At 76.0% G+C, this 23,809-nt stretch carries 21 protein-coding genes; 11 read left to right on the forward strand and 10 right to left on the reverse strand.

What is annotated here, in order from left to right; translation table 11 throughout:
• The first annotated feature begins 122 nt into the window (after positions 1-122).
• Complete coding sequence (locus BMW27_RS12615) at positions 123-344, forward strand: DUF2530 domain-containing protein (RefSeq protein ID WP_091444628.1); 222 nt, start codon at positions 123-125, stop codon at positions 342-344.
• Positions 345-461: 117 nt separating this feature from the next.
• On the opposite strand, the gene BMW27_RS12620 is transcribed toward BMW27_RS12615, so the two are convergent.
• The gene (locus BMW27_RS12620) at positions 462-1,265 is read right to left on the reverse strand and encodes a DUF3027 domain-containing protein (RefSeq protein ID WP_091444631.1); all 804 of its coding nucleotides are present in this window, start codon (positions 1,263-1,265) and stop codon (positions 462-464) included.
• Between the two features lie 87 nt (positions 1,266-1,352).
• On the opposite strand from BMW27_RS12620, the gene BMW27_RS12625 reads away from it, so the two are divergent.
• The gene (locus BMW27_RS12625) at positions 1,353-2,888 is read left to right on the forward strand and encodes an MFS transporter (protein ID WP_091444635.1); all 1,536 of its coding nucleotides are present in this window, start codon (positions 1,353-1,355) and stop codon (positions 2,886-2,888) included.
• Entirely contained in the window at positions 2,885-3,364 is a 480-nt protein-coding gene (locus BMW27_RS12630; RefSeq protein WP_091444637.1) for a DUF2771 family protein, read from the forward strand. The genes BMW27_RS12625 and BMW27_RS12630 overlap by 4 nt, the downstream gene beginning before the upstream one ends.
• Before the next feature lie 197 nt (positions 3,365-3,561).
• Here BMW27_RS12630 and BMW27_RS24610 read toward each other — a convergent pair whose 3' ends face one another.
• Positions 3,562-3,957, reverse strand: a complete 396-nt coding sequence (locus BMW27_RS24610; RefSeq protein ID WP_091444640.1) for a cold-shock protein — start codon at positions 3,955-3,957, stop codon at positions 3,562-3,564.
• Between the two features lie 155 nt (positions 3,958-4,112).
• Between BMW27_RS24610 and BMW27_RS12640 the strand changes: the two genes are divergently transcribed.
• Both BMW27_RS12640 and BMW27_RS12645 read left to right on the forward strand, forming a co-directional pair.
• Positions 4,113-4,460, forward strand: coding sequence for a YidH family protein (locus BMW27_RS12640; RefSeq protein ID WP_091444642.1), 348 nt, complete (start codon positions 4,113-4,115; stop codon positions 4,458-4,460).
• The gene (locus BMW27_RS12645; protein WP_091444645.1) at positions 4,457-4,777 is read left to right on the forward strand and encodes a DUF202 domain-containing protein; all 321 of its coding nucleotides are present in this window, start codon (positions 4,457-4,459) and stop codon (positions 4,775-4,777) included. The genes BMW27_RS12640 and BMW27_RS12645 overlap by 4 nt, the downstream gene beginning before the upstream one ends.
• Here BMW27_RS12645 and BMW27_RS12650 read toward each other — a convergent pair.
• On the reverse strand, positions 4,764-5,333 hold the full coding sequence (locus BMW27_RS12650; protein ID WP_091444648.1) for a nucleotidyltransferase family protein: 570 nt from the start codon (positions 5,331-5,333) through the stop codon (positions 4,764-4,766). The genes BMW27_RS12645 and BMW27_RS12650 overlap by 14 nt on opposite strands.
• Before the next feature lie 75 nt (positions 5,334-5,408).
• On the opposite strand from BMW27_RS12650, the gene BMW27_RS12655 reads away from it, so the two are divergent.
• On the forward strand, positions 5,409-6,182 hold the full coding sequence (locus BMW27_RS12655) for an endonuclease/exonuclease/phosphatase family protein (RefSeq protein ID WP_091444650.1): 774 nt from the start codon (positions 5,409-5,411) through the stop codon (positions 6,180-6,182).
• Positions 6,183-6,254: 72 nt separating this feature from the next.
• On the opposite strand, the gene BMW27_RS12660 is transcribed toward BMW27_RS12655, so the two are convergent.
• From BMW27_RS12660 to BMW27_RS12670, 3 genes are all read right to left on the reverse strand, one after another.
• Positions 6,255-7,910 carry an AMP-binding protein gene (locus BMW27_RS12660; RefSeq protein ID WP_091444654.1) on the reverse strand — a complete coding sequence of 552 codons (1,656 nt, stop codon included), beginning with the start codon at positions 7,908-7,910 and terminating at the stop codon, positions 6,255-6,257.
• 127 nt (positions 7,911-8,037) lie between these two features.
• Positions 8,038-8,253 carry a hypothetical protein gene (locus tag BMW27_RS12665; protein ID WP_091444657.1) on the reverse strand — a complete coding sequence of 72 codons (216 nt, stop codon included), beginning with the start codon at positions 8,251-8,253 and terminating at the stop codon, positions 8,038-8,040.
• A 117-nt stretch (positions 8,254-8,370) separates the two neighbouring features.
• A complete protein-coding gene (locus BMW27_RS12670) occupies positions 8,371-8,898 on the reverse strand; it encodes a hypothetical protein (protein ID WP_091444660.1) in 528 nt (175 codons plus the stop codon).
• A 52-nt stretch (positions 8,899-8,950) separates the two neighbouring features.
• On the opposite strand from BMW27_RS12670, the gene BMW27_RS12675 reads away from it, so the two are divergent.
• Positions 8,951-11,209, forward strand: a complete 2,259-nt coding sequence (locus BMW27_RS12675; RefSeq protein WP_091445137.1) for a helicase C-terminal domain-containing protein — start codon at positions 8,951-8,953, stop codon at positions 11,207-11,209.
• A 198-nt stretch (positions 11,210-11,407) separates the two neighbouring features.
• Positions 11,408-13,093, forward strand: a complete 1,686-nt coding sequence (locus BMW27_RS12680) for a DNA repair helicase XPB (protein WP_091444663.1) — start codon at positions 11,408-11,410, stop codon at positions 13,091-13,093.
• A gap of 42 nt (positions 13,094-13,135) precedes the next feature.
• Here BMW27_RS12680 and BMW27_RS24365 read toward each other — a convergent pair whose 3' ends face one another.
• Positions 13,136-15,436 carry an ATP-binding protein gene (locus tag BMW27_RS24365; protein ID WP_091444667.1) on the reverse strand — a complete coding sequence of 767 codons (2,301 nt, stop codon included), beginning with the start codon at positions 15,434-15,436 and terminating at the stop codon, positions 13,136-13,138.
• A gap of 103 nt (positions 15,437-15,539) precedes the next feature.
• Between BMW27_RS24365 and BMW27_RS12690 the strand changes: the two genes are divergently transcribed.
• From BMW27_RS12690 to BMW27_RS12700, 3 genes are all read left to right on the forward strand, one after another.
• Positions 15,540-15,854 carry a hypothetical protein gene (locus BMW27_RS12690; protein WP_091444670.1) on the forward strand — a complete coding sequence of 105 codons (315 nt, stop codon included), beginning with the start codon at positions 15,540-15,542 and terminating at the stop codon, positions 15,852-15,854.
• A 1-nt stretch (position 15,855) separates the two neighbouring features.
• Entirely contained in the window at positions 15,856-16,776 is a 921-nt protein-coding gene (locus BMW27_RS12695) for a CPBP family intramembrane glutamic endopeptidase (RefSeq protein ID WP_091444673.1), read from the forward strand.
• 484 nt (positions 16,777-17,260) lie between these two features.
• Positions 17,261-19,057, forward strand: coding sequence for a DEAD/DEAH box helicase (locus tag BMW27_RS12700; RefSeq protein ID WP_091445138.1), 1,797 nt, complete (start codon positions 17,261-17,263; stop codon positions 19,055-19,057).
• Positions 19,058-19,180: 123 nt separating this feature from the next.
• On the opposite strand, the gene BMW27_RS12705 is transcribed toward BMW27_RS12700, so the two are convergent.
• The 3 genes from BMW27_RS12705 to BMW27_RS12710 form a co-directional block, all read right to left on the reverse strand.
• Positions 19,181-22,132 carry a helix-turn-helix transcriptional regulator gene (locus BMW27_RS12705; protein WP_091444677.1) on the reverse strand — a complete coding sequence of 984 codons (2,952 nt, stop codon included), beginning with the start codon at positions 22,130-22,132 and terminating at the stop codon, positions 19,181-19,183.
• 117 nt (positions 22,133-22,249) lie between these two features.
• Complete coding sequence (locus BMW27_RS24370; RefSeq protein ID WP_281244758.1) at positions 22,250-22,378, reverse strand: hypothetical protein; 129 nt, start codon at positions 22,376-22,378, stop codon at positions 22,250-22,252.
• 120 nt (positions 22,379-22,498) lie between these two features.
• The gene (locus BMW27_RS12710) at positions 22,499-23,803 is read right to left on the reverse strand and encodes an MFS transporter (RefSeq protein ID WP_091444679.1); all 1,305 of its coding nucleotides are present in this window, start codon (positions 23,801-23,803) and stop codon (positions 22,499-22,501) included.
• Between the last annotated feature and the right edge of the window lie 6 nt (positions 23,804-23,809).

Raw genomic sequence — 23,809 nt, forward strand, 5'->3', positions numbered from 1 at the left:
AGCGTGCGGCGGGGGCCGCGCCGGCTGACCGGTGGGGACTGCGATGAGCGGCGACAGCGTGCCACACCCGTGTTCCGACCAGGTGACACGCGCCCCGGCGCCCCAGGTCCTAGGGTCAGGGCGTGCGCCGACCGGCCAAGCAGGCCCCTCCCCCGCTGCGGGTGGACACCCTGCGGGTGGTGCTGGCCGGGACGGCGGTGTGGGCCGTGGCGCTGGTGGTGCTGCTGCTGCTCGGCGACCGGGTGGACCGGATGTGGACCTGGACCTGCGTCGCCGGCATCGCGCTGGCCGGCGTGGGCCTGGGCGTGATGCGCCTGCAGGGACAGCTCGGCCGCCGCGACTGACGAGGGACCTCCTCGCGGAGGAGCTGCTGCGGCGTTCCGGACGCTCCTGCGGCCGGGCAGCACTGCGACGGCGTGCCGGACACCGCAGGAGCCGGCCGGTCGGGACCGGGCCTCGACTCAGTCCGACAACACGTCGAAGGTGCCGGTGTCGTAGCGGGCGGAGCGCACCACCTCGGTCGTGTCGTCGGCCGCCAGCGTGGCCTGGCTGTGCGCGCCGCAGCCGTAGTCGACGGTGACCACGCGGCCGTCGGCCGGGGAGTAGACGTTGCCGCACGCGCCGAAGCCGTGCCGCAGCGAGCCGGCCAGCGGCAGGAAGAACCCGCAGGTGCCGCAGGGGCCGGGCGCCTGGCGTGCCATCGCGGAGCGGGGGCCGAACTCCCCCGCGCTCCAGCGGGCCGCGGTCTCCTCGCGCCCCTCCCGGGACATGACCCGCTCCCGGCCGAGACCGACCTCGGAGGCGACGACGGAGCCCTCGGGGTCGTCGGCGGAGTCGTCGTCGGTGGTGTAGCCGGGGACCAGCCGGGGGTCGTCCTCGGTGGAGGGCAGCACGTCGCCGACCGAGAGGTCCCCGGGACGCAGCCGCTCGTGCCACGGCACCCAGGCCGGGGCCAGCAGCGCCTGCTCTCCGGGCAGCAGCACGACCTCGTCGACGGTCACCTGGTCCTCGCCGGGCACCCGCGCGAGGGTGACCGCCCAGTACCAGCCGACGTAGCCCGGCAGCCGGCTGGCGAAGGAGTGGGTGACCACCTCGCCGAGGTCCTCGCCCACCGGCACGGCCGACGGCGCCTCGGGGGTGGCGCCGAGGTGCTCGCCGACCAGGTCGGGGGACCCGGCGGTCTCGACCGCCGCCGCCCGGGCCTGCTCGACGGCGGTGCTGGGCACGTCGCTCCCCGCGTCAGCGGGGTCGGAGAACTCGGCCACGGCGCCATTCTCCCTGACGCGGGGAGCGGCCAGGAGGCACGGGGGCGCTGTCCGCGTTCTCCCAGGTGGGTGCGGCACCATGGGCCCGTGTCGTCGCCCCGCCTCCCCGGCGCCCGCCGCCGGGCCCTGCGCCGGAGCCCGCCGCCGCCGGGGGGCCCGGCGGCGGAGACGGCACCGCTGGGCGTGCAACGGCCGACCACCCGCCCACTGCCGACGGCCGGGGACGGCGGAGCGCCGCCGACCGGGGCCCTGCCGCCGGCCGCTCCGCTGCCCCCGCCGCCACGGAAGCCGACCGTCACCCGGGTCGCGGCCGCCCGCACCCGGGAGCTGACCGGGGCCGCCGTCCGCCGGGCGCAGACGGCCAGCCGGGCCGACGGCGCGGGCCAGAGCGGGCTGGCCGGGCTGCTGTGGGTCAACGCCCTGCACATGGCCGGCGACGCGATGATCGCCGTCTCGTTGGCCGGCACGCTCTTCTTCGCCGCCACCACCGACGCGCAGCGCAGCAACGTGGCGCTTTACCTGCTGGTGACGATGGCGCCGTTCGCCGTGGTCGCCCCGGTGATCGGGCCGCTGCTCGACCGGCTGCAGCGCGGCCGCCGCTGGGCGCTGGCCGTGAGCCAGCTCGGCCGGGCCGCGCTGGCCCTGGTGATGGTCGCCCACTTCGACGACCTCTGGCTCTACCCGGCGGCGCTGGGCGTGCTGGTGCTGTCCAAGGCGCACAACGTGCTGCGGGCCGCGGTGGTCCCGCGCGTGCTGCCCGGGGCGATGTCGCTGACCTCGGCCAACGCGCGCACGTCGGTGTTCGGCCTGCTCACCGCCGGCGTCTTCGGCGGGATCGGCGCCGGGCTGGCCTGGGCGCTGGGCTTCACCTGGCTGCTGTGGGCCACCGCTGCGGTGTTCGGCTGCGGCGCGGTGCTCGCGGTGCGGCTGCCCCACCACGTCGACGTCCCCACCGGTGAGCTGCCCGCCGACGTGCTGTCCACCGCACCGCAGCCGGTGGCCACGGGACGCCGCCGCCCGGTCAACCCGCGGGTGGTCGTGGCACTGCGGGCCAACGCCGCGCTGCGCGGGCTCGGCGGGTTCCTGACCATCTTCTCCGCGTTCCTGGTGCAGGCCACGGTGGAGGGCGGCTGGCGGGGCACGCTGGCACTCGGCGCGGTCGCGGGAGCGGCCGGCGTGGGCAGCGTGCTGGGCACCGCCGTCGGCTCCCGGCTGCACCGCGTCGACCCCGACCGGGTGGTGCTGTGGTCGGCGGGCACCGCAGCTGCGATCACCGTCGTCGCGGCGGTCTTCTACAGCTTCGCGATGGCCGCCGTGGTCGCCGGCGTGGCCGCCGTCGCCAACGCCCTGGGGAAGGTCGCCCTCGACGCGATCATCCAACGCGAGGTCCCCGAGAGCCTGCGGGCCTCGGCGTTCGCCCGATCGGAGACGGTGCTGCAGCTGTCCTGGGTCGTCGGCGGCGCGCTCGGCATCGCCCTGCCGCCGACCGGCTGGCTGGGGTTCACCGTCGCCGCGGCGCTGCTCGTGCTCGCCGTCGGGCTGGTGCTCTGGGGGCCGCGCCGCCGTGCGACCACCCCGACCACGCCCATGGCGGCCACCGATCCACTGGGCGGGCTCTCGTGAGACGGGTCGTGCTGCCGGCCGCCGTCCTGCTGCTGGCCGGCTGTAGCTCCGGGCCGTCCGGGCCGCAGGACGTCGTCGTGGAGGCCGGCCCGCAGCGGGTGGAGGCCGCCCCCACGCAGTACTGCGTGGACGGCGAGGGGCAGCGCTACGACGTCACCCCGCCGATCATCGAGGTCTCCCCCGACACCACCATCCGGCTCACCGTGCCCGACGCGGTGGCCGAGCGCGGCTGGGGCGTGCAGGTCTTCGATGAGGGGCTGGAGAAACTGCTCGGCGAGGCGCCGGCCGACACCGGCGAGGCGATGTTGGAGGTCAACAGCAACGACGTCGTCCCACCGGCGTTCTACCTCGTCGTCGTCGAGGACGCCGTCGAGGAGTGCGAGGGCTTCAGCGGGGCGTGGCCGATCGGCTTCCTGCGCGCCGGCGCCCAGGGCGGGACGGCGACGGAGTCCACCCCGCCCGCGCCCCAGGGCTGAGGAGAGACCTCCCGGTCCCCGCCGCGAGCCCGGTGACGTGCTGGAACGGCCCCCGTGCAGGGTCCCGCCGCGAGCCCGGTGACCTGCTGGAACGGCTCCCGTGCAGGGTCCCGCCGCGAGCCCGGTGACCTGCTGGAACGGCTCCCGTGCAGGGTCCCGCCGCGAGCCTGCGAGTGGCGGGGGGCACGGGGGTCCTTCTAGTGCTCCAGGTCGGTGGCGACCGCGCGCAGCACCGAGGCGACCTTGCGGGCCTCCGGCCGGTCGGGGTGCCGGCCGCGGCGCAGGCCTTCGCCGACGTCGTCGAGCAGCTTGATCAAGTCCTCGATGATCGGCACCAGCTCGTCGGGCTTCTTGCGGGACCGCTCGGCGTGCGCGGCCGTGACCGACGGCAGCGGGTCGAGGACCCGTACCTGCAGCGCCTGGTCGCCGCGGCGGCCGGCGACGATGCCGAACTCCACCCGCTGACCGGGCTTGAGCTCACTGGTGCCGGTCGGGAGGGCGTCCTTGTGCACGAAGACGTCCGGGCCGTCCTCGCGCGAGAGGAAGCCGAACCCCTTCTCCGGGTTGAACCACTTGACTCTGCCGGTGGGCACGTTGATCCCTCAGTCGTCGGTCGCGGGCGGCCCCGGCACCGGGCCGGGAGGACGGGCGCGGCACGGGCGGCCGCTGCTGTCAGGTTAGTCGCCGAGGGGCGCCGTCCCACCGGTATTGCGCCGCCCGCCTCGCGGACCCGACCTAGCCTGGCGCGGTGCCGCCTGCCGACCACCCCGACTACCGCTTCACGCTCGCCAACGAGCGCACGCTGCTGGCCTGGCTGCGCACCGGACTGGCGCTGGTCGCCGGCGGGGTCGCGGTCTCGGAGTTCGCCCCCGACCTCGGCGTCCCCTGGGGCAGCGCCGCGGTGGCGGTGGCCCTCGTGCTGACCGGGCTGGGTGCGGCGGTGGGCGGCTACGTGCGCTGGCGGCGCAACGAGCGGGCGATCACCGCTGACCGGCCGCTGCCGTCCAGCTGCGTGCTGCCGGCGCTGGTGGCCGCGGTGGCCGCCGTCCTCGTCGTCGTGGCCGTCCTCGTGGGCGTCGAGGTGCTGCGCCGGTGAGCGCCGGCCGGGAGACGCAGCCGGAGCGGACCGTCCTGTCCTGGCAGCGCACCGGCCTGGGCGTGCTCGCCGTCGCCGGCCTGCTGGCCCGCGAGGCGGCGACCGGCGACGCGCCGGTGCGGCTGGCCGGGGCCGGCGCGGTGGCGCTGCTGGGCCTGGGCGTGCTGGGCGGGCTGGCACCGCTGCGCGCACGGGCGGTGGAACGGACCGCCGACCGCGGTGCGGACGTGGCGGTGCCGCGGCTGGCGCTGCTGGTCACCGCCGTCGTCGTCACCGTCGCCGGCGCCGCCCTCGTCGCCGTGCTCAGCCCTCGCTGACCGGCAGCTCGACGATGCCGAGCCGGTCGAGCAGCACGAGGAAGACCGCGGCGAAGTCGTTGCCGGCCACCTCGCGGCGCACCTGGTCCCAGTCGACCTGCTCCCGCAGCGCCCGGGCCACCGGCAGCAGCCGCCCGTAGTCGCAGTAGTGCTCGTCGAGGGCCATCAGCTTGGTGACGACGATGTCGGTGGCCTGCAGCACCGGCATGTGCACCGACAGCACCGGCATGTCCTCGGCCCGGTCGATGAGGTCCTGCTCCACCGGGATGCCGCAGGTGCGCCACAGCACGTCGATGAACGAGTTGCCCTGGACGACCTTGGTCAGCCAGTCCTCGGCCGGGTCGACGACCTCCAGCCCGGCCTCGGCGAGCACCTTGGCCGCCCGCTCGGACTCCGCCGCCGGGACCAGGAAGTCCGCGTCGTGGTCGGGCTCCGGGGCGCCGCGGACCCAGGCCGCGTAGCCGCCGCACAGCGCGAAGGGGACGTCGCCCTGCTTGAGCGCCACGGCGACGCGCTTGAGGAGGTCACGGATCTCGTCGCGGTCCGAGGGCTGCACGCACTGGCTGCTACCCGGGGTTCGCCCGACGGAACGTGGCGGTGTGGACGGCGGCACCCGGGGCACAGGAGTCCCGTGCGGATCGCGACCTTCAACATCCTCCACGGCCGCTCACCGGTCGACGACCGGGTCGACGTCGAGCGCCTCGCCACCGCGGTGAAGGACCTCGACGCCGACGTGCTGGGACTGCAGGAGGTCGACCGGGACCAGCCCCGGTCCCTCGGTGCGGACCTCACCGCGGTCGCCGCCGAGGCGATGGGCGCGGTCGACTCCCAGTTCGTGGCGGCGCTGTCCGGCACCCCCGGCGGCACCTGGATGGCCGCCACCGGCGACGAGCAGCCGGGGTCGGCCACCTACGGCATCGCGCTGCTGTCGCGCTACCCGGTGGTGTCCTGGCGGGTGGTGCGGCTGCCCGCGCTGCGCAGCCGGGTACCGGTCTGGTTCCGCGGCGCCCCCCGCCCGAAGCTGGTGGGTGACGAGCCGAGGGTCGCGGTCGCCGCCGTCCTCGACGGGCCGTCGGGCCAGTTCACCGTCTGCAACACCCACCTGTCGTTCGTCCCGGGCTGGGGCGCGCTGCAGCTGTCGAAGCTGGTGCGGTCGCTCACCGGGACCCGTGAGCCGCTGGTGCTGATGGGCGACCTGAACATGCAGGCCGGCCAGGCGGAACGGGTCAGCGGGCTGCGGCCGCTGGCACCGGCCACGACGCCGACCTTCCCGGTCGACGAGCCGGCCCGGCAGCTGGACCACGTGCTGGCCCGCGGGCCGATCGCCGCGACCGGTCCGGCCGAGGCCGTGCGGCTGCCGCTGTCGGACCACCGGGCCCTCGTGGTGCCCTGCGCCCCCGCCTGACCCTCACTGCTGGCCCCGTCCAGAGGCTCGTCCCGAGCTCGCGAGGGAGGAGGAGGACGGGGTCCTCCTCCTTCACGCGTTGCGGATCGCCTCGGCCGCCTCCAGCCCGAGCTCCCGGACCGAGACCTCGCGCATCTCGACCTTGCGCACCTTGCCGGTGACCGTCATCGGGAACCCGTCGACGATCTTGACGTAGCGCGGGATCTTGTAGTGGGCCAGCTTGCCGGCGCAGAACTGGCGCAGCGCCTCGGGCGTCAGCGGCTCGGCACCCTCGCGCAGCCGCACCCAGGCCATGAGCTCCTCGCCGAAGCGCTCGTCGGGCACCCCGATGACCTGGGCGTCGACCACGTCGGGGTGGGTGTAGAGGAACTCCTCGACCTCGCGCGGGTACACGTTCTCGCCGCCGCGGATGACCATGTCCTTGATGCGGCCGACGATGTTGAGGTAGCCCTCGGCGTCCATGACCGCGAGGTCACCGGTGTGCATCCAGCGGGCGGCGTCGACGACCTCGGCGGTCTTCTCCGGCTCGTCCCAGTAGCCGAGCATCACCGAGTAGCCACGGGTGCAGAACTCCCCCGGCGTCCCCCGCGGCACGGTCAGCCCGGTCTCGGGGTCGATCACCTTGACCTCGAGGTGCGGGTGCACCCGCCCGACGGTGGCGGTGCGCCGGTCGAGGTCGTCGTCGGCGCCGGTCTGGGTGGAGACCGGTGAGGTCTCGGTCATCCCGTAGCAGATGGTCACCTCGGTCATGCCCATCTCCGAGACCACCCGCTTCATCACCTCCACCGGGCACGGCGAGCCGGCCATGATGCCGGTGCGCAGGCTGGAGAGGTCGTAGGAGGCGAAGTCCGGCAGCGCCAGCTCGGCGATGAACATCGTCGGGACGCCGTACAGCGAGGTGCACCGCTCCTCCTGCACCGCCCGCAGCGTGGCCGCCGGGTCGAAGCCGGGTGCGGGGATGACCATCGTGGCGCCGTGGGAGGTGGCCGCCAGGTTGCCCATGCCCATGCCGAAGCAGTGGTAGTAGGGCACCGGGATGCAGATCCGGTCGGCCTCGGTGTAGCCGCAGCCCTCGCCGACGAAGAAGCCGTTGTTTAGCAGGTTGTGGTGGGTGAGCGTGGCGCCCTTCGGGAAGCCCGTGGTGCCCGAGGTGTACTGGATGTTGATCGGGTCGTCGGCCGAGAGCTCGGCCTCGCGCCGGACCAGGAGCTCCCGGTCGCCTGCCCGGCCCGTGGTCAGCAGCTGCTCCCACGCGTCGTCCCCGAGGAAGAGGACCTCCCGCAGGTCGGGGCAGTCCTCGCGGACCTCGGCGACCATCGCCCGGTAGTCGCTGGTCCGGAACTCCGGCGCGCTCACCAGCACCGAGATGCCGGCCTGCTCGAGCACGTAGGCCAGCTCGTGGGTGCGGTAGGCCGGGTTGATGTTGACCAGGATCGCGCCGAGCTTCGCCGTCGCGTACTGCACGAACGCCCACTCGGCGCAGTTGGGCGCCCATATGCCAACCCGGTCGCCCTTGGCGACGCCCAGCGCGTCCAGCCCGAGGGCGACCGCGTCGACCTCGGCGACGAACTCCGGATAGCCGTAGCGGCGACCCGTGGCGCACTCCACCAGCGCCTCGTGGTCGCCCACCCGCGCCGCCGTCCGGTCCAGGTTGGCGCCGATCGTGTCCCCGAGGAGCGGAACGGTCGAGGTGCCACTGCTGTAGGACGGCAGCGCGGGGTGGGTCATGCTCTTCCTCCTCGATGTCGGCCCCCCTGCAGGGGCCCCGGCCCCGTCCCGGGTCCCGCCGCGAGCTTGCGAGGGGTGGGGAGGACGGGGTCCTCCTACGAGCTGCGGGGGGCAGGGGGTCCTCCTACTACTCGCCCGCCTGGACGCCGGCCCGGTTCGGCTTGTCGGTCGGGTGCGCGTACCGCAGCCGGTCGGGCGGCAGCGGGAAGTCGTGGTCCTCACCGAAGGGCGACAGGGGGCCGGCCGACACCGCGAGGAACTCCGTCACCGGGGCCCCGCCGTCGTCCGACTGACCCCAGGTGGGCTCCACCAGGTGCTCGTGCTTGGGGTTTCGCTTGGCCATGTCGCAGTGCCCTCCGTCGTGCGCTGTCCGTGCGGTACACCGCCCGGTGCCCGCGTCTGCCGTGCATCTTGGCTGATGCAGTACCCCGGATGCACGCGGGTCAGCCCCTGCGCCGGGTCAGTGGTGGCGCACCGCGCGGGCGCCGTAGACCGTCGGGACGCCGTCCGCGGTGAGCACCCACTCCCGCGGCCCGACCGGCGCGGCGCGGACCACCGCGTCGTGCAACTGCTGGACCGCCCGGGTCCGCCACACCGCGGTGCTCTCCAGCCGCAGTCGCACGGGGTCCGCCGTGGGGTCGAGCTCGTCGTAGCCCTCGGGCTCGAAGGAGAGCACCGCGGGGCCGGCGATGCGCAGGACGCCGGTCTGCCACGGCACGGTGCGCAGCGCCCGCAGCCAGCGGTGCGACCGCAGCAGCGCGCCGGCCCCGGCGGCGGCCGCGACCGAGCCGACGAACACCAGGCAGACGACCAGGAGGCCGGCCAGCGGCAGCCGCTGCCCGGAGTCGCGCGCGATGGACACCGCCGCGGCGGCGAGCAGCACCCCGAGGACGACGGCGATGACCCCGCCGGCCAGCCAGCGCAGCGCGCCTGCCTGGTAGCCGGTCAGCGCGGTGCGGGTCTGCGGGTCGTCGGCGGCCGGGATCACGCTCCCATGCTGGCAGGGGCGGCGGCGGGGACGGCGACGTAACGTGGACCGGATGTCCTCGCCAGCCCCCTCGACGCTCGCCGCCTGGCTGCGCACCCGCAGTGACGAGCAGCTCGGTGCGCTGCTGGCCGCCCGGCCCGACGTGGCCCGCCCCGCACCCTCCGACGTCGTCGCCCTCGCCAGCCGGCTGGCGGTGCCGGTGTCGGTCGACCGCGCCCTCGACGAGCTGGACGCCGCCACGCTGCAGGTGCTCGACGTGGTGCTGCTCGCCGACACCGACGGGGTGGACGCCGTCGACCTGCCCGCCGCGCTGCCGGCGGTGCCCGACGACGTGCTCGAGGCCGCCGTCGACCGGCTCACCACGCGGGCGCTGCTGTGGGGGGACGACGTGCTGCACGCCCCGGAGCCGGTGCGCCGCGCCGTCCGGTACCCGGCGGGCCTGGGGCGCCGGGCGGTCGAGCTGCGGCTGGCCCTCCCGGCGGACCTGCCGGAGACGCTGGCCGAGCTGCCGGCCGAGGAGCGCGACGTGCTGGAGCGGCTGGCCGGCGACCGGCCGGTGGGCCACCTGCCGGACACCGACGGGCCCGGCTCCTCCCCCGCCCGCCGGCTGCTGCAGCGCGGGCTGCTGGCCCGCATCGATGCGCTCAACGTGGAGCTGCCCCGCGAGATCGGGGTGCAGCTGCGCGGGAGCCTGCCCTACGGCCCGCCCCGGCTGCGGCCGGAGCCGGTGGTCGTCGGGCGCGACCCGGCCGTCGTCGACCGGCAGGCCGCGGGTGCGGCGATGGAGGTGATCGGGCGGGTCGGTGAGCTGCTGGCCCTGCTGGAGGAGGAGCCGGCGGGGCTGCTGCGCAGCGGGGGCGTCGGCGTCCGCGACCAGAAGCGGCTGGCCCGCGCCCTGCACGTCCCCGAGCCCGAGGCCGGCTGGCTGCTGGAGCTGGCGTACGCCGCCGGCCTGCTCGACGTCGGCGGCCCGCACCGCGACGAGTGGTTGCCCACGCGGGCCTTCGACCTGTGGCGCGAGCGGGAGCTGCCCGACCGCTGGGCCACCCTCGCGGCGGGCTGGCTGGCCACCGTCCGGCTGCCCTCGCTGGCCGGGCAGCGCGACGTCGCCGGCAAGGCGGTCAACGCCCTCTCCCCCGACCTGGTGCGGCACACCGCCCCGGCGATCCGCCGCGCGGCCCTCACCGCGCTGGCGGAGTACCCGCCGGGCCGCGGCGTGGCCGCCGACGACCTGGTCGCGCTGCTGCGCTGGCGCACCCCGCGGCGGGCGGACCGGCTGGCCCCGGTGCCCGACCTGCTCGCGGAGGCCGCGCGGCTGGGGGTCGTCGTCGGCGGGGTGCTGTCGGCCGGCGGGCGCGGGTTGCTGGCCACCGGTGAGGACGGCGCGGCCGACGGCATGCGCGGGCTGCTGCCCGACCCGGTCGACCACGTGCTGGCCCAGCCCGACCTGTCGCTGGTGGCGCCCGGCCCGCTGGTCGCCGAGCTCGCGGACACCCTCGCCGTCGTCGCCGACGTCGAGTCCTCGGGCGGGGCGACGGTCTTCCGGGTGTCGGAGTCGAGCGTGCGCCGCGCCCTGGACGCCGGCTGGTCTGCCGGCGACCTGCACGACTTCTTCGCCCGGGCCTCCCGGACGCCGGTGCCCCAGGCGCTGGACTACCTGGTCGACGACGTGGCCCGCCAGCACGGCCGGCTGCGGGTCGGCGCCATCGAGAGCTACGTGCGCTCCGACGACCACGGGCTGCTCTCCCAGGTGCTGAACGACCGGCGGACGGCGAACGCCGAGCTGCGCCGGCTGGCACCCGGCGTCCTGGTCAGCGGGCTGGGCGCCGACGAGGTGCTCACCGTGCTGCGCGAGGCGGGCTACGCCCCGGCCGGCGAGTCCCCCGGCGGTGCGGTCCTCACCCGCCCGCCGGCCCGGCCGCGCGCCGCGGGCCGCCGTCCCGGGGGGTCCGCCCCGCAGGCGCCCCGGCTGCTCACCGGCGAGGAGCTGGCGGCCACGGTGCGGGAGATCCGGGCCGGGGACGCCGCCCTGGCCGCCCGCCGCGGCGAGGCGGTGCGGCAGGTCCCCGGCGTCACCACCGCCGGCACGCTGGAGCTGCTGTCCCGCGCGGTCCGCGACGGCGTGCCGGTGTGGCTGGGCTACGTCGACGCCCAGGGCAGCGGCAGCCAGCGCGTCGTCCAGCCGGTCTCGCTGGCCGGCGGCTTCCTGCAGGGGTACGACGAGCGCCGCGGGGAGAGCCGCACCTTCGCCGTCCACCGGATCACCTCGGTGGCGCTGGTCGAGGACGACGACCTGGCCCCGTCGTCCTGAACCCCCGGCCGGGGTGCGCCTGCGGCGCATCCCGGGGTCGAGGGCGCGCCACGTCCGCACATCGCCTCACCGGTGGACGCGGCGGCTGAGGTCCGCCGCACACCGGTGCGCCGGAAGGCGGTGTCGGTCCCCGGCGTTACCTTCGGATGACCGGCGCTGCCCCGCGCCCCCTCCCCCTCCCCTCCCGAGAGGTCCTGCGTGTCTGACGGCCCCCTGATCGTCCAGTCGGACAAGACCCTGCTGCTCGAGGTCGACCACCCGGCCGCCCGCGACTGCCGCGCGGCGATCGCGCCGTTCGCGGAGCTGGAGCGCTCCCCCGAGCACGTGCACACGTACCGGGTGACGCCGCTGGCGCTGTGGAACGCGCGGGCCGCCGGGCACGACGCCGAGCAGGTCGTCGACGCACTGGTCCGCTACTCCCGCTACCCGGTGCCGCACGCGCTGCTGGTCGACATCGCCGACACGATGGACCGGTTCGGCCGGCTCACGCTGGCCAACAACCCGGTGCACGGGCTGGTGCTCACCACCTCCGACCGCGCGGTGCTCGAGGAGGTCGTCCGCAGCAAGCGGGTGGCGCCGATGCTGGGCGCGCGGATCGACGAGGACACCGTGGTCGTCCACCCGTCGGAGCGCGGGCGGCTCAAGCAGGCCCTGCTCAAGATCGGCTGGCCCGCCGAGGACCTGGCCGGCTACGTCGACGGCCAGGCGCACCCGATCGAGCTGGCCCAGGACGGCTGGCACCTGCGCGACTACCAGCAGGAGGCCGTCGACGGCTTCTGGGCCGGCGGCTCGGGCGTCGTCGTCCTGCCCTGCGGGGCGGGCAAGACGCTGGTCGGTGCCGCGGCGATGGCCGAGGCCAAGGCGACCACGCTGATCCTGGTCACCAACACCGTCTCCGGGCGGCAGTGGAAGCGCGAGCTGCTCGCCCGCACCTCGCTGACCGAGGAGGAGATCGGCGAGTACTCCGGCGAGCGCAAGGAGATCCGCCCGGTCACGATCGCGACCTACCAGGTGATCACCACCCGCCGGAAGGGCGAGTACCGGCACCTGGACCTCTTCGACGCGCAGGACTGGGGCCTGATCGTCTACGACGAGGTGCACCTGCTGCCCGCGCCGATCTTCCGGCTCACCGCCGACCTGCAGTCCCGCCGGCGACTGGGCCTGACCGCCACGCTGGTGCGCGAGGACGGCCGGGAGGACGACGTCTTCTCCCTCATCGGCCCGAAGCGCTACGACGCCCCGTGGAAGGACATCGAGTCCCAGGGCTACATCGCGCCGGCCGAGTGCATCGAGGTCCGGGTGTCGCTCGACGACGAGGAGCGGATGACCTACGCGGTCGCCGAGCCCGAGGAGCGGTACCGCATCGCGGCCACCGCGACCTCGAAGCTGCCGGTGATCCGCCGGGTGCTCGACCGGCACCCCGACGAGCAGAAGCTGGTGATCGGCGCCTACCTCGACCAGCTCGACGAGCTCGGCCGCGCGCTCGACGCCCCGGTCATCCAGGGGTCGACGACCAACCGGGAGCGGGAGAAGCTCTTCGACGCCTTCCGCGCCGGGGAGGTCAAGACCCTGGTGGTGTCCAAGGTCGCCAACTTCTCCATCGACCTGCCCGAGGCCGCCGTCGCCGTCCAGGTGTCGGGGACCTTCGGCTCGCGGCAGGAGGAGGCCCAGCGGCTGGGTCGGGTGCTGCGCCCCAAGGCCGACGGCCGGCAGGCCCACTTCTACACCGTGGTCAGCCGCGACACCCTCGACGCCGAGTACGCCGCCCACCGGCAGCGTTTCCTGGCCGAGCAGGGCTACGCGTACACGATCGTCGACGCCGCCGACCTGGCCGGACCGGGCGAGGTCAACGGCCCCGACTGGGTGGACGAGCCCGCCGACTGAGGCCGGGAGCGCCCGGGACCGCACTCGGGCGCACGGCTCCGCTCAGACCGGGGACGCCGCGTGGTCGCGGTGCGACCCGGAGGGTCGCTGTGTCGCCGTCCACGCGGCGATCTGCGCCCGGGACCGGAAGCCCAGCCGGGTGAGGATCTGCTCGACGTGCGACTCCGCCGTCCGCGGTGAGATGACCAGCCGGGCGGCGATCTCCCGGTCGGTCAGCCCCTGGGCCACCAGGTCGGCCACCTCCCGCTGGCGGCGGGTCAACGGGCCGGCCCCGGGTGGTGCGGGGGTCCCCGCCGCGGGCTCCTCGCCGAGCGCGAGCGCGACCGCCGCGGCCCGCTCCAGGGCGCTGCCCTCGGCGTGCCGGGCGCTCCACCGCTGCGCGCCGAGCGCGCGCCGGGCTGCTCCCGTCCAGTGCCCGTCCATCGTGGTCAGCGGGGCCGGTTGCCGCGCCGGCACCGACCGCCAGACCCCCTCTGCGGCGCCGGCCAGCCGGGCGGCGGTCTCGGCGTCCCCCCGGGCGGCCGCGGTCCACCCGAGCGCGGTCACGCAGAGCGCGACGCCGCTGCGGTCGTCGACCTCGCGCATGAGCCGCAGCGCCTGCTCCTCGAGCCGGGTGGCCTCCGCGGGGTCGCCACCGGCCAGCCGCACCAGGCCCTGGCCCCACAGGGCGTGGGAACGGGTCCACGGGTCGGCGGCGGTCGCCAGGCTCCTGTCGAATGCCGCGTCGGCGGACCCGAGGTCGCCGGCGAGCAGGGCCACCACCCCGACATCGGCCCAGCAGAACGCGTCGGCCGCCGTCCCGACCGCCGCGTGCCGGGCCGCCGCCGCGCGCAGCAGCCGGTCCGCGGCGGGCAGGTCCCCCCGGAACAGCGCCGCCTGGCCGAGGTACTGGGTGGCCAGCGCGCCCACCGCCGGCACATCCAGGGCCTGCGCGTCCCGCGCCGCCTCCTCCAGCAGCGGGACGGCGGTCTCCGGGTCGGTCGCCACGAGCGCGAGGTAGCCGGCGACCAGGAGCCCCCGCGCCCGCTCGGCGCAGGGTGCGGGGACGGCGCGCAGCAGCAGGTCCAGCCGGCGCCGTCCCTCGCCGAGGTGGCCGCGGGCCGCCCAGTACAGCCACGCGTCGGCGACGACGGCGAGGCCGGCCGCCTCCTCGCCGGGCGTGCGCAGGCAGTGCTCCACCGCTCCGGTGAGCTCGGCGTGGACCGCCGCGAGCCGGCCGAAGGCGGCGACCTGCCCGGGCCCGAGGAACTCCGCCGCCGCGTCCGCCACGAGCCGGGTGACCCACTCCCGGTGCCGCCGGCGGACCACCTCCGCCTGCCCGGAGGCGGCGAGCAGCTCGCGGCCGAACGCCCGGACGGTCTCCAGCATCCCGAAGCGGCTCCCCGCGCCGTCCCGGACGACGGTCACCAGGGAGGCGTCGACCAGGTTCCCGATCGCGTCGAGCAGGTCGTCGGCCGGCAGCCCGTCGCCCGCGCACACCGCCGTGGCGGCCGCCAGGTCGAAGCCCCCGGCGAAGACCGCCGCACGCGCCCACAGCAGCCGCTCGCGCTCCCCGAGCAGGTCGGCGCTCCACTCCACCGTCGCCCGCAGCGTGCGGTGGCGGTCCGGCCCCGCGGAGCCGGGACGGCGCAGCAGCCCGAACCGGTCGTCCAGCCGGTCCAACAGCTCGGCCGGGGTGAGCGTGCGCAGCCGGACGGCGGCCAGCTCGATCGCCAGGGGGATGCCGTCCAGCCTCCGGCACAGCTCGGCGAGGGTGCCGTCGTCCTCCGGGGTCAGCACGAGGCCGGGGGCCGCCGCCCGGGCCCGCTGGACCAGCAGCTCCACCGCCTCCGACCCCGCACCGACCGCCAGCGGCGGCACCGCGCACAGCGCCTCCCCCGGCAGGTCCAGCGGCGTCCGGCTGGTGGCCAGGACCGACAGGCCGGGGCAGGCGGGGATCAGTGCGTCGAGCAGCACGGCGCAGGCGTCGCGCAGGTGCTCGCAGTTGTCCAGCACGAGCAGCACCCGCCGCTCACCGAGGACGTCGGCCAGCGACGCCGGCAGCCAGCGGCCCGTGCTGTCCCGCACGTCGAACGCGGCGGCGACCTGCGCGGCGGCGAGCGCGGGATCGCGGACCGCGGTCAGGTCGGCCAGCGTGACCCCGTCGGGGAAGGACCGGCGCAGCTCGTCGGCCACCCGCAGGGCCAGCCGGGTCTTGCCCACCCCGCCCGGCCCGACCAGCGTCACCAGCCGGGACTCCGCCAGCAGCCCGCGCAGCCGGGCCAGCTCGGCCCGCCGGCCGACGAACGGGCTGCGCTCGGCCGGCAGCCGGAACCCCGCTGCGGCAGCGGCCCGCCCACCCATGGCCGGGGACCGTAGTGGCCGGGTACGGGTCCGGGGGAGGACCCGTACCGCCGTCCGGGGATCTCCCGACGCGGACGCCGCCGGCCGGCGGCAGCGTGGCCGCATGGGCGAGCGGCGGCACCGGGAGGAGCTCTTCCTCGTCCAGTTCCGCAGCTGCCCGCCGTCCGTGGGCGACGCGGTGGAGATGCACCACGCCCTCCACCGAGCGGTGACCCGGCTCGGCTCGGCCGGGACGGCGATCCGCTGGTGCGCCGCCTGGCTCCTCCCCGACGACTGCCGGTGCCTGTGCCTCGTGCAGGCCGAACGGGAGGCCGACGTCGTCCTCGCCCGCGACCTGGCCGCCCTGCCCACCGCCTCCGTCGCACCGGCCCGCGCCCTGGACGGGCCGCCCCTCCCCCGAACCGGAAGCAGGTCCTGAGATGTCCGCTCTCGACGGCGGCCGGCGCGTCTCCGCACCGGCGGCCCCCCGCACCGGCGATCCCGACGGCGGCGGCTGGCGCGGCTGGGTGGCCCGCCGTCCCGTGACCGCCTTCCTGCTCGTCGCGCTCCCCCTGGGCTGGGTGGTCCTCGGCGTGCCGGCGCTGATGTACCACGGTCTGCTGCCGGGCGGACGGGTCCCCGTCGAGCTCTTCGCCCTGGCGCTCACCGTCCTGGTGATGCTGCCCGCCGCCGTCTGGGTGGTCTCCGTCGCGGAGGGTCGCGCGGGGGTGCGGCGGCTGTTCGGCCGCACGTTCCGCTGGCGGTTCGGTGCCGGCTGGTGGGTCGCCGTGCTGTTCGCCGTGCCGGTGGGGACCGTGGTCCTGGGCGCCCTGTCCGGCCGGAGCCTGCAGACCGCGGACCTGCCCTCGGTCCTGCTGAGCGGCACGCTGGCGGCCCTCCTGCCCCTGTTCCTGGTCAACCTGTGGGAGGAGACGGTCTGGGCCGGCTTCGTGCAGGTCCACCTCGAGCGCCGGCACGGTCTGGTGGCGGCGGCCGCCCTGACCGGCGTGGCCTTCGCCGCCATCCACGTCCCCATGTCGTTCGCCAAGGAGTTCACCGCGTCCTCGGTGCTGGCGGAGCTGGGGATCGTGCTGGCGATCGCGCTGCCGTTCCGTCTCCTGGCCGGGATCGTGCTGCGCGGGACCGCCGGCAGCGTGCTCGCCGTCGCGGTCCTGCACGCCGCGTGGAACGCCGGCAACGGCGAGGGCTCGGTCGTCGACGACCTGCTGTCCGGGGGTCAGCCGGTGCTGCTCGCCGTGCTGGCCCTCGTCCTCCTCGCGGCCGTCACCGCGCCGCTCGTCCGAGGTCGCGGCACCACCGAGCAGCAGGAGACCGGCACGCGGTCCGTCCCCGTCCGGTGAGCCCCCTGCACCCGGAGGTCCCCCGATGTCCACCACCGACGCCCGCCGGCCCGTCCCCACCCCGCCCGCGGGCTGCGCGACCGGGTCGCGCGGCACCCGCTGACCGCCTCCCCTGGTGGGCGCCACCGTGCGCGGCGCCGCGGGCAGCCGTCCCTGCGCAGCCTGGACGCCCTCCACCTGGCGACAGCCCTGAGCCTCGGGTCGGCTCTGGACGCCTTCGTGGTCTACGACGAGCGACTGGCGCAGGCGGCCGCCGACGCGGGGCTGCCGGTCGTCGCGCCGTCCTGACCCGAGGGGCCACTGGGGTCCGCGGGACGGAACGGCCCGTCCGGCGCGCGAGACGATCGCCACACCGCGCGGCGCCCACGGGCATCTGCGCAGCTCAGGGCCCCGTCGGCGGACGCCATACGTCGTCGCGCGCGGGACGCGCGGGAGGTGGCCGGTTGGGCGTGTTGCTCGCCGCGAAGGCAGGATGACCCTCGACATGGCGAGTGCAGCACGCGCGGAGGCGGTCGCCCCGCAGAGGACCAGCCGACCGCTCCGGGCCTGGCAGCAGGCCGCCCTGGAGAAGTACGAGCAGGAGTCCCCGAAGGACTTCCTGGTCACCGCGACCCCGGGCGCCGGCAAGACGACCTTCGCCCTGACCCTCGCGTCACGGCTGCTGCAGCGGCGCGAGGTCGCCCGCGTGGTCGTCGTCTGCCCGACCGACCACCTGCGCCTGCAGTGGGCCGACGCCGCCGACCGGATGGGCATCGTGCTCGACCCGGGGCTGACCAACGCCGTCGGCCCGGTGCGCGCCGGCACCCAGGGCTACGTGACCACCTACGCGCAGGTCGCCGGCAAGCCGATGCTGCACGCGGCCCGCTCCACCGCGGTCAAGACGCTGGTCGTCCTCGACGAGGTGCACCACGCCGGTGACGGCCTCTCCTGGGGCGAGGCGGTCGAGGAGGCCTACGGCTTCGCTGCGCGCCGGCTGTGCCTCACCGGGACGCCGTTCCGCACCAAGCCCGACGAGCGCATCCCCTTCGTGCGGTACGAGGAGGACGGCTTCGAGGGTGACGACGGCGAGGGCGGCATGGGGCTGGTCAGCCGCGCCGACTACACCTACGGCTACAAGGAGGCGCTGGCCGACAACGTCGTCCGCCCGGTCGTCTTCGCCGCCTACACCGGGACGTCGCGCTGGCGGAACTCCGCCGGCGAGGTGGTCGCCGCCTCGCTGTCCGAGGCCGGCACCCGCTCGGTGGAGATGCAGGCCTGGCGCACCGCGCTGGACCCCAAGGGCCAGTGGGTGCCGCACGTCATCGCGGCCATGGACGACCGGATCACCCACCTGCGCGAGGAGGGCGGCATGCCCGACGCCGCCGGGCTGATCCTCGCCAGCGACCAGGACGACGCCCGCGCCTACGCCAAGATCGTCCGCCGGGTCACGGGCAAGGCGCCCGAGCTGATCCTCTCCGACGACCCCAAGGCGTCGAAGAAGATCGAGCGCTTCGCCACCGGCTCGGCCCGGATCGCGGTCTGCGTGCGGATGATCTCCGAGGGCGTCGACGTCCCGCGGGCCGCCGTCCTGGCCTGGATGACCTCCTACCGGACGCCGCTGTTCTTCGCCCAGGCCGTCGGCCGAGTGGTCCGCGCCCGGGCGTCGCACGAGTCGGCGACGGTGTTCCTCCCCGCCGTCCGGCCGCTGCTGGGCCTCGCCGCCTCGATGGAGGAGCAGCGCAACCACGTCATGCCGCCGCCGAAGACGGTGCAGGGCGACGAGCTGGACCTGGAGCCGCTGCCTCCCAAGGAGCGCGAGCCGGTCACCATGAAGCAGTTCGAGGCGCTGGAGGCCGACGCCCGGTTCGCGCACGTGCTGGCCAGCGGCACCGCGCACACCGGCGAGGGCCGGCCGGCCGCCGAGCCGCTCGCCGCCGAGGAGGAGGACTTCCTCGGCATCCCGGGCCTGCTGACCGCCGAGCAGACGGCGTCGCTGCTGGCCAAGCGGGACGACGAACTGCGGATCCGGATCGCCCAGCGCGCCCACTCCGACGACGACACCGGCGAGCTGCCGGTCGTCGAGGACCACCCCGACGAGGACGACGCCGGCCGCTCCTGGCGCGACGCCGCCGAGCTCCGGCGGGAGGTCAACCGGCTCGTCGCCCGGGTCGCGGCCAAGACCTCCAGGCCACACGGCGTGGTGCACACCGAGCTGCGCAAGGCCGTGCCCGGCCCGCCGTCGGCGTCGGCGTCGGTCGACGTCCTGCGCGCCCGTCGCGAGCGCCTCCGCACGATGCTCTGAGATCGCACTGCCGGTGTTCTTCGTGCGTTGCCGACGCTGCACGACCGGCGATCCACGAGGAGCGCCGGCGGTGCGGTGGCTACCGGGCCACGGCCGCGGGGGCGAGCACGACCGCGCCCGGGGTCAACCCGGAGCCGGGGTGAGCAGCCCGCGGGCGGCCGCGAGGGCCACCGCCTCGGTGCGCCCGCCCGCGCCCAGCTTGGCCAGGATCCGGCTGACGTGGACGCTCGCCGTCTTCTCGCTCATGTAGAGCTCCGCGCCGATCTGCCGGTTGGTGCGGCCCTGGGCCAGCAGCCGCAGCACCTCGGCCTCCCGGGGCGTGAACACCGCGGCTGCCCCGGGCACCCGGCCCACCCCGGGCAGGTCCAGTCGCCCCCGCCGGGCCAGGGCGGTGACCGCCGACCGCAGCGGCGTCGCACCGAGCCGGGTGGCGACCTCCGCGGCCGCCCGCAGGTGGTCCTCCGCAGCCGCCCGGTCGCCGACCGCCAGCAGCGCCTCGGCCAGCCGCCAGCGCGACCGGGCCTGCTCGTAGACGTGCCCGTAGCCGAAGGCGTCGACCGCGGCTCGCCACAGCTCCGGTGCCGCGCGGCCGGCCAGCCGTGCTGCCTCGGCCTCGACCCGGGCCTGCCAGGCGACCGCCTCCACGCCGAACGGCCCGACGCCGCGCAGGTGGTCCACCACCGCCGCGCGGGCCTGGGCCACGAGCTCCTCCCCTGCGTCGACCCAGCGCCGCACGCCCGCGTCGTCGGCCTGCAGGCGGGCAGCCGCGGCGGCGTCGCCGACCGGGGCCAGCGCGGTCGCGACCAGCCGGAGGACGGCCAGCCGGTCGACGTCCCAGTACGTCCGCACCTGCCGCACGGCTGCCCGGGCGCGCTCCACGGCCGTCCCGGCGTCCCCCGCCCAGGCAGCGAGGTCGATCTCCGCCCCGGCCGCCGCCAGCAGCAGCAGGACGTGCGCGTCCAGCCGGTCGGTCAGCCCGCGCGCCCAGACCACCCGCTCGGCGGCCGACGGGTCCCCGCGGCCGACCTGCACCAGCAGTCCGGCGGCGCGCACGTGCGCGGCCATCTCGGGCACGCGCGCCAGCCGGTCGGCCAGCTCCAGGCTGCCGTCCCAGTCCCCCGCGACGTAGCGGGCGGACACGCCCAGGTGGCGCAGCTCGGCGCCGTAGAAGGACCACTCGACCCCGAGCTCGGCCGCCCGGGTGAGCGCCTCCTCGACCCAGCGGAGCGTCGCGGCGACGTCCCCGGCCTCGTAGGGGACGACGGCGAGGTTGAACAGCACCCGCAGCTCGACGTCGGTGTCGCCTGACCGCCGGGCCCGCACGAGGGCCTCCTCGAGCCGCCCGGCCAGGTCGCTCCCGCCCCGCATCCGGGCCAGCGAGACCGCGGTGTCGGCCCAGGCGCTGTCCAGGCCGAGCGCGTCGGCGGCGGCCAGCGCCTCGTCGGCCGCCGCGTCGGCCTCCGCCCGGCGGCCCAGCGACCAGCTGGTGCGCGCGTGGGTGGCCGCGGCCCAGGTGCGCACGGCGGACGGCGGGTCGGCCGGCGCCAGCGCCATCGCCCGGCTGCTCTCCCGGTAGGCCGCGGCCTGGTCCTCGATCCGGCCCAGCGCCTGGGCCAGCCGGTAGTGCACCCGCGCGCGCTCGATCGGGTCGCCGTCCGGGCCGAGCAGGGTGAGCGCCGAGCGGATCAGCGCCACGGCCCGCTGCGGCTCCCCCGCGGTGCGGGCGGCGGCCGCGCTGTCGAGCAGCAGCGCCGGCTGGTCCCGTCCCGCGCGGGCGGCCGCGTCGGGCACCGCCGCCCACAGCGCCAGCGCCGCCTCCAGGTGCTGGAGCTGCTCGGCGGGCGCACCGGCCCGGCACGCCTCGGCCGCCGCCTCCAGCGACGCGGAGAACGCGCCGGCGAGGTCGTTGCTGGCGCGGGCGTGGTGCGCCAGCTCCGCGGCGGTCCCGGCGCCGGGGTTCCCGGCGAGGTACCGGGCGGTCGTGGCGTGCAGCCGCACCCGCTCGCCGGGCAGCAGGTCGGCCAGGACCGCCTCGCGCAGCAGGGCGTGCCGGAACCGGTAGCGGCCGTCGTCGGAGACCACGAGCAGGTGGTGGTGGACCGCCTCGGCCAGCGCGGCGTCCAGCTCGGCCGGTGGCAGGCCGCTGACCGCGGCGACCAGGTCGTGCCGCACCCGCCGGCCCGCGACGGCGGCCACCCGCAGCACCTGCTGGGCCGCCTCGCCGAGCTGCTCGACCCGCGCCAGCAGCACGTCGGTCAGCCCCATCGGCAGCGTCTCCCCGGCGAGGCCCGCCGCGAGCAGCTCCTCGGCGTAGAAGGCGTTGCCCTCGGCCCGGGCGACGACGTCCTCGACGGTTCGGTCGGGCACGTCGGCGGCCAGGCTGCGCACCAGCTCACCCACGGCGGCGTCCGGGAGGGGCGCCAGCTCCAGCCGCTCGACCAGGGGCAGCCGCACCAGCTCGGCCAGCAGCGGGCGCAGCGGGTGGCGGCGGTGCAGGTCGTCGGAGCGGTAGGAGGCGACGAGGGCGACCGGCTCCTCGGACAGCCGGGCGAGCAGGTAGCGCAGCAGGTCACGGCTGGAGCGGTCGGCCCAGTGCACGTCCTCGAGGACCACGAGCAGCGGGGTCTCCGCCGCCAGCTCGCCCAGCAGCGCCGCCACCGACTCGAACAGCTGCAGCCGCCCGCCGTCGGCGACGGGACGGCGGGCCAGCGGCCGGCCGAGGTCGGCGGCGTCCCCCGCCGGCAGCTCGGGGACGGCCGGGGCGCCCCGCCCGGACAGCAGCGCCGGCAGCCCGGGCTGCCCCGACCCGGCGGCCACCCCGCGGAGCAGGTCGACGAAGGGCAGGTAGGGCAGGCCGACGTCGCCGAGGTCGACGCAGTGCCCGGTCAGGACGCGCAGGCCGCGCTCGGCCGCGCGGCCGGCCAGCTCGTCCAGCAACCGGGTCTTGCCGACACCGGCGTCACCGGCGAGGAGCACCGCGGAGGGGTGCCCCTCCCGGGCGCGGTCGACCACGGCGAGCAGCCGGGCGAGCTCGGCCTCCCGGCCCACCAGCGGTCGGTCGTCCCACTGCGGCACGGTGCCGATCGTGGCACGGCCCCCTGCAGGGCACCGCCGCGAGTCTGCGAGCGGTGGGGGGCAGGGGGTCCTTTCGCTGCCCCCCACCACTTGCAGTGGGGAGGAGGAGGTCCTCCTTCAGCTCGCCCGCCGGGTCCGGCGGGGAGTCCAGCCGTGCCGGCGGGTGCGGGTGCCGCGGCCCAGCTGCTGCAGCACCTCGCGGCGGTAGGCGAGCTCGGCCTCGAGTCCGGGGTTGGGGTAGGTCACGACCGTCTCCTGTCGTCGGTGTCGATGACGACGACGGTCGTGCTGAGGGGGAGCCCCCGGCATCGGGCGGTCGGGCAGACCTGCGGCCCCCGATACCGGCTGAGGCCCCTCAGCCGGTCCTCAGCGCAGCTCGGTGCCCTTGGTCTCCCGCAGGGTGAGGATGACGGCGAACGCGATCGCGGCTCCCACCGCCACGTACCAGAAGAACCACAGCGGGTGCCCGGCCCCGGACAGCCAGGTGATCACCAGCGGGGCCGTGCCGCCGAACGTGGCGACGGTCAGGTTGTACCAGGAGCCGATGCCGATGGCGCGCAGCTCCGTGGGGAACAGCTCGCTCATGATCGCCGGGGCGATCGACGCCATGAGCGCGTAGAGCCCGAGGCCGGTGCAGAAGACGACGATGAGCGAGAACAGGTTGTCGCGGACCAGGAAGGACAGCGGCACGATCAGCACGGCCATCGCGCCCGACCAGATCAGCAGCTGCGGCTTGCGGCCGATGTGGTCCGAGAGCTTCCCGAAGGGGTAGCACAGCGCGACGAACAGCGCGGTGCCGATCGACAGCGCGATGAAGACGTCGGTCTTGTCGGCGCCGCGGAAGGTGATCGCGAACGGCGTCAGCGCGCTGAAGAACGTGTAGTACGACAGCGTCGACAGCAGCGTGAACGCGCACAGCTGCACCACGGCCTTCGGGTGGTGCTTGATCGTCTGCAGCAGCGGGTGCTTCGTCGCACGGGCCTTCTCCGCGTTCTCCTCGAACTGCTCGGTCTCGACCAGCGACCGGCGCAGCCACATGCCGACCAGGCCGAGCACGCCGCCGATGAAGAAGGCGATCCGCCAGCCCCAGGACTCCAGCTGGTCCTGGCTCAGGACGCTGGTCAGCACCACACCGAGCAGCGAGGCGGCCAGCAGCGCCGATCCGGTGGAGATGTAGAAGAACGACGAGTACCGGCCGCGGTGGGCCGGCGGGGCGATCTCACCCAGGTAGGCCGAGGCGTTGGAGACCTCCCCGCCGAGGGACATGCCCTGCGCGATGCGCGCCAGCAGCAGCAGGACCGGCGCCAGCCAGCCCACCTGCTCGTAGGTGGGCAGGATCGCGATGACCATCGAGCCGCCGGCCATCAGCAGGATGGTCAGCAGCATCCCGGCCTTGCGGCCGCGGAGGTCGGCGAAGCGGCCGAGCAGGATGCCGCCCAGCGGCCGGAAGAAGAAGGCCAGCGCGTACGTCGACGTCGCCCCGATCAGGGCGAGCGCCTCGTTCTCGGCCGGGAAGAACTGGCCGGCGAAGAAGACGACGAAGGTCGCGTAGACCGTCCAGTCGAACCACTCGACCGCGTTGCCGATGCTGGCCGAGACGAGCGTCTTGACCGGTAGCCGGTGCCGCTCCTCGGTCGTCGTGCCGGGACCCTGCTGCACTGCGCCTGCCATGGGAAC

This window comes from Geodermatophilus poikilotrophus (assembly GCF_900111455.1).
Classification (GTDB): domain Bacteria; phylum Actinomycetota; class Actinomycetes; order Mycobacteriales; family Geodermatophilaceae; genus Geodermatophilus; species Geodermatophilus poikilotrophus.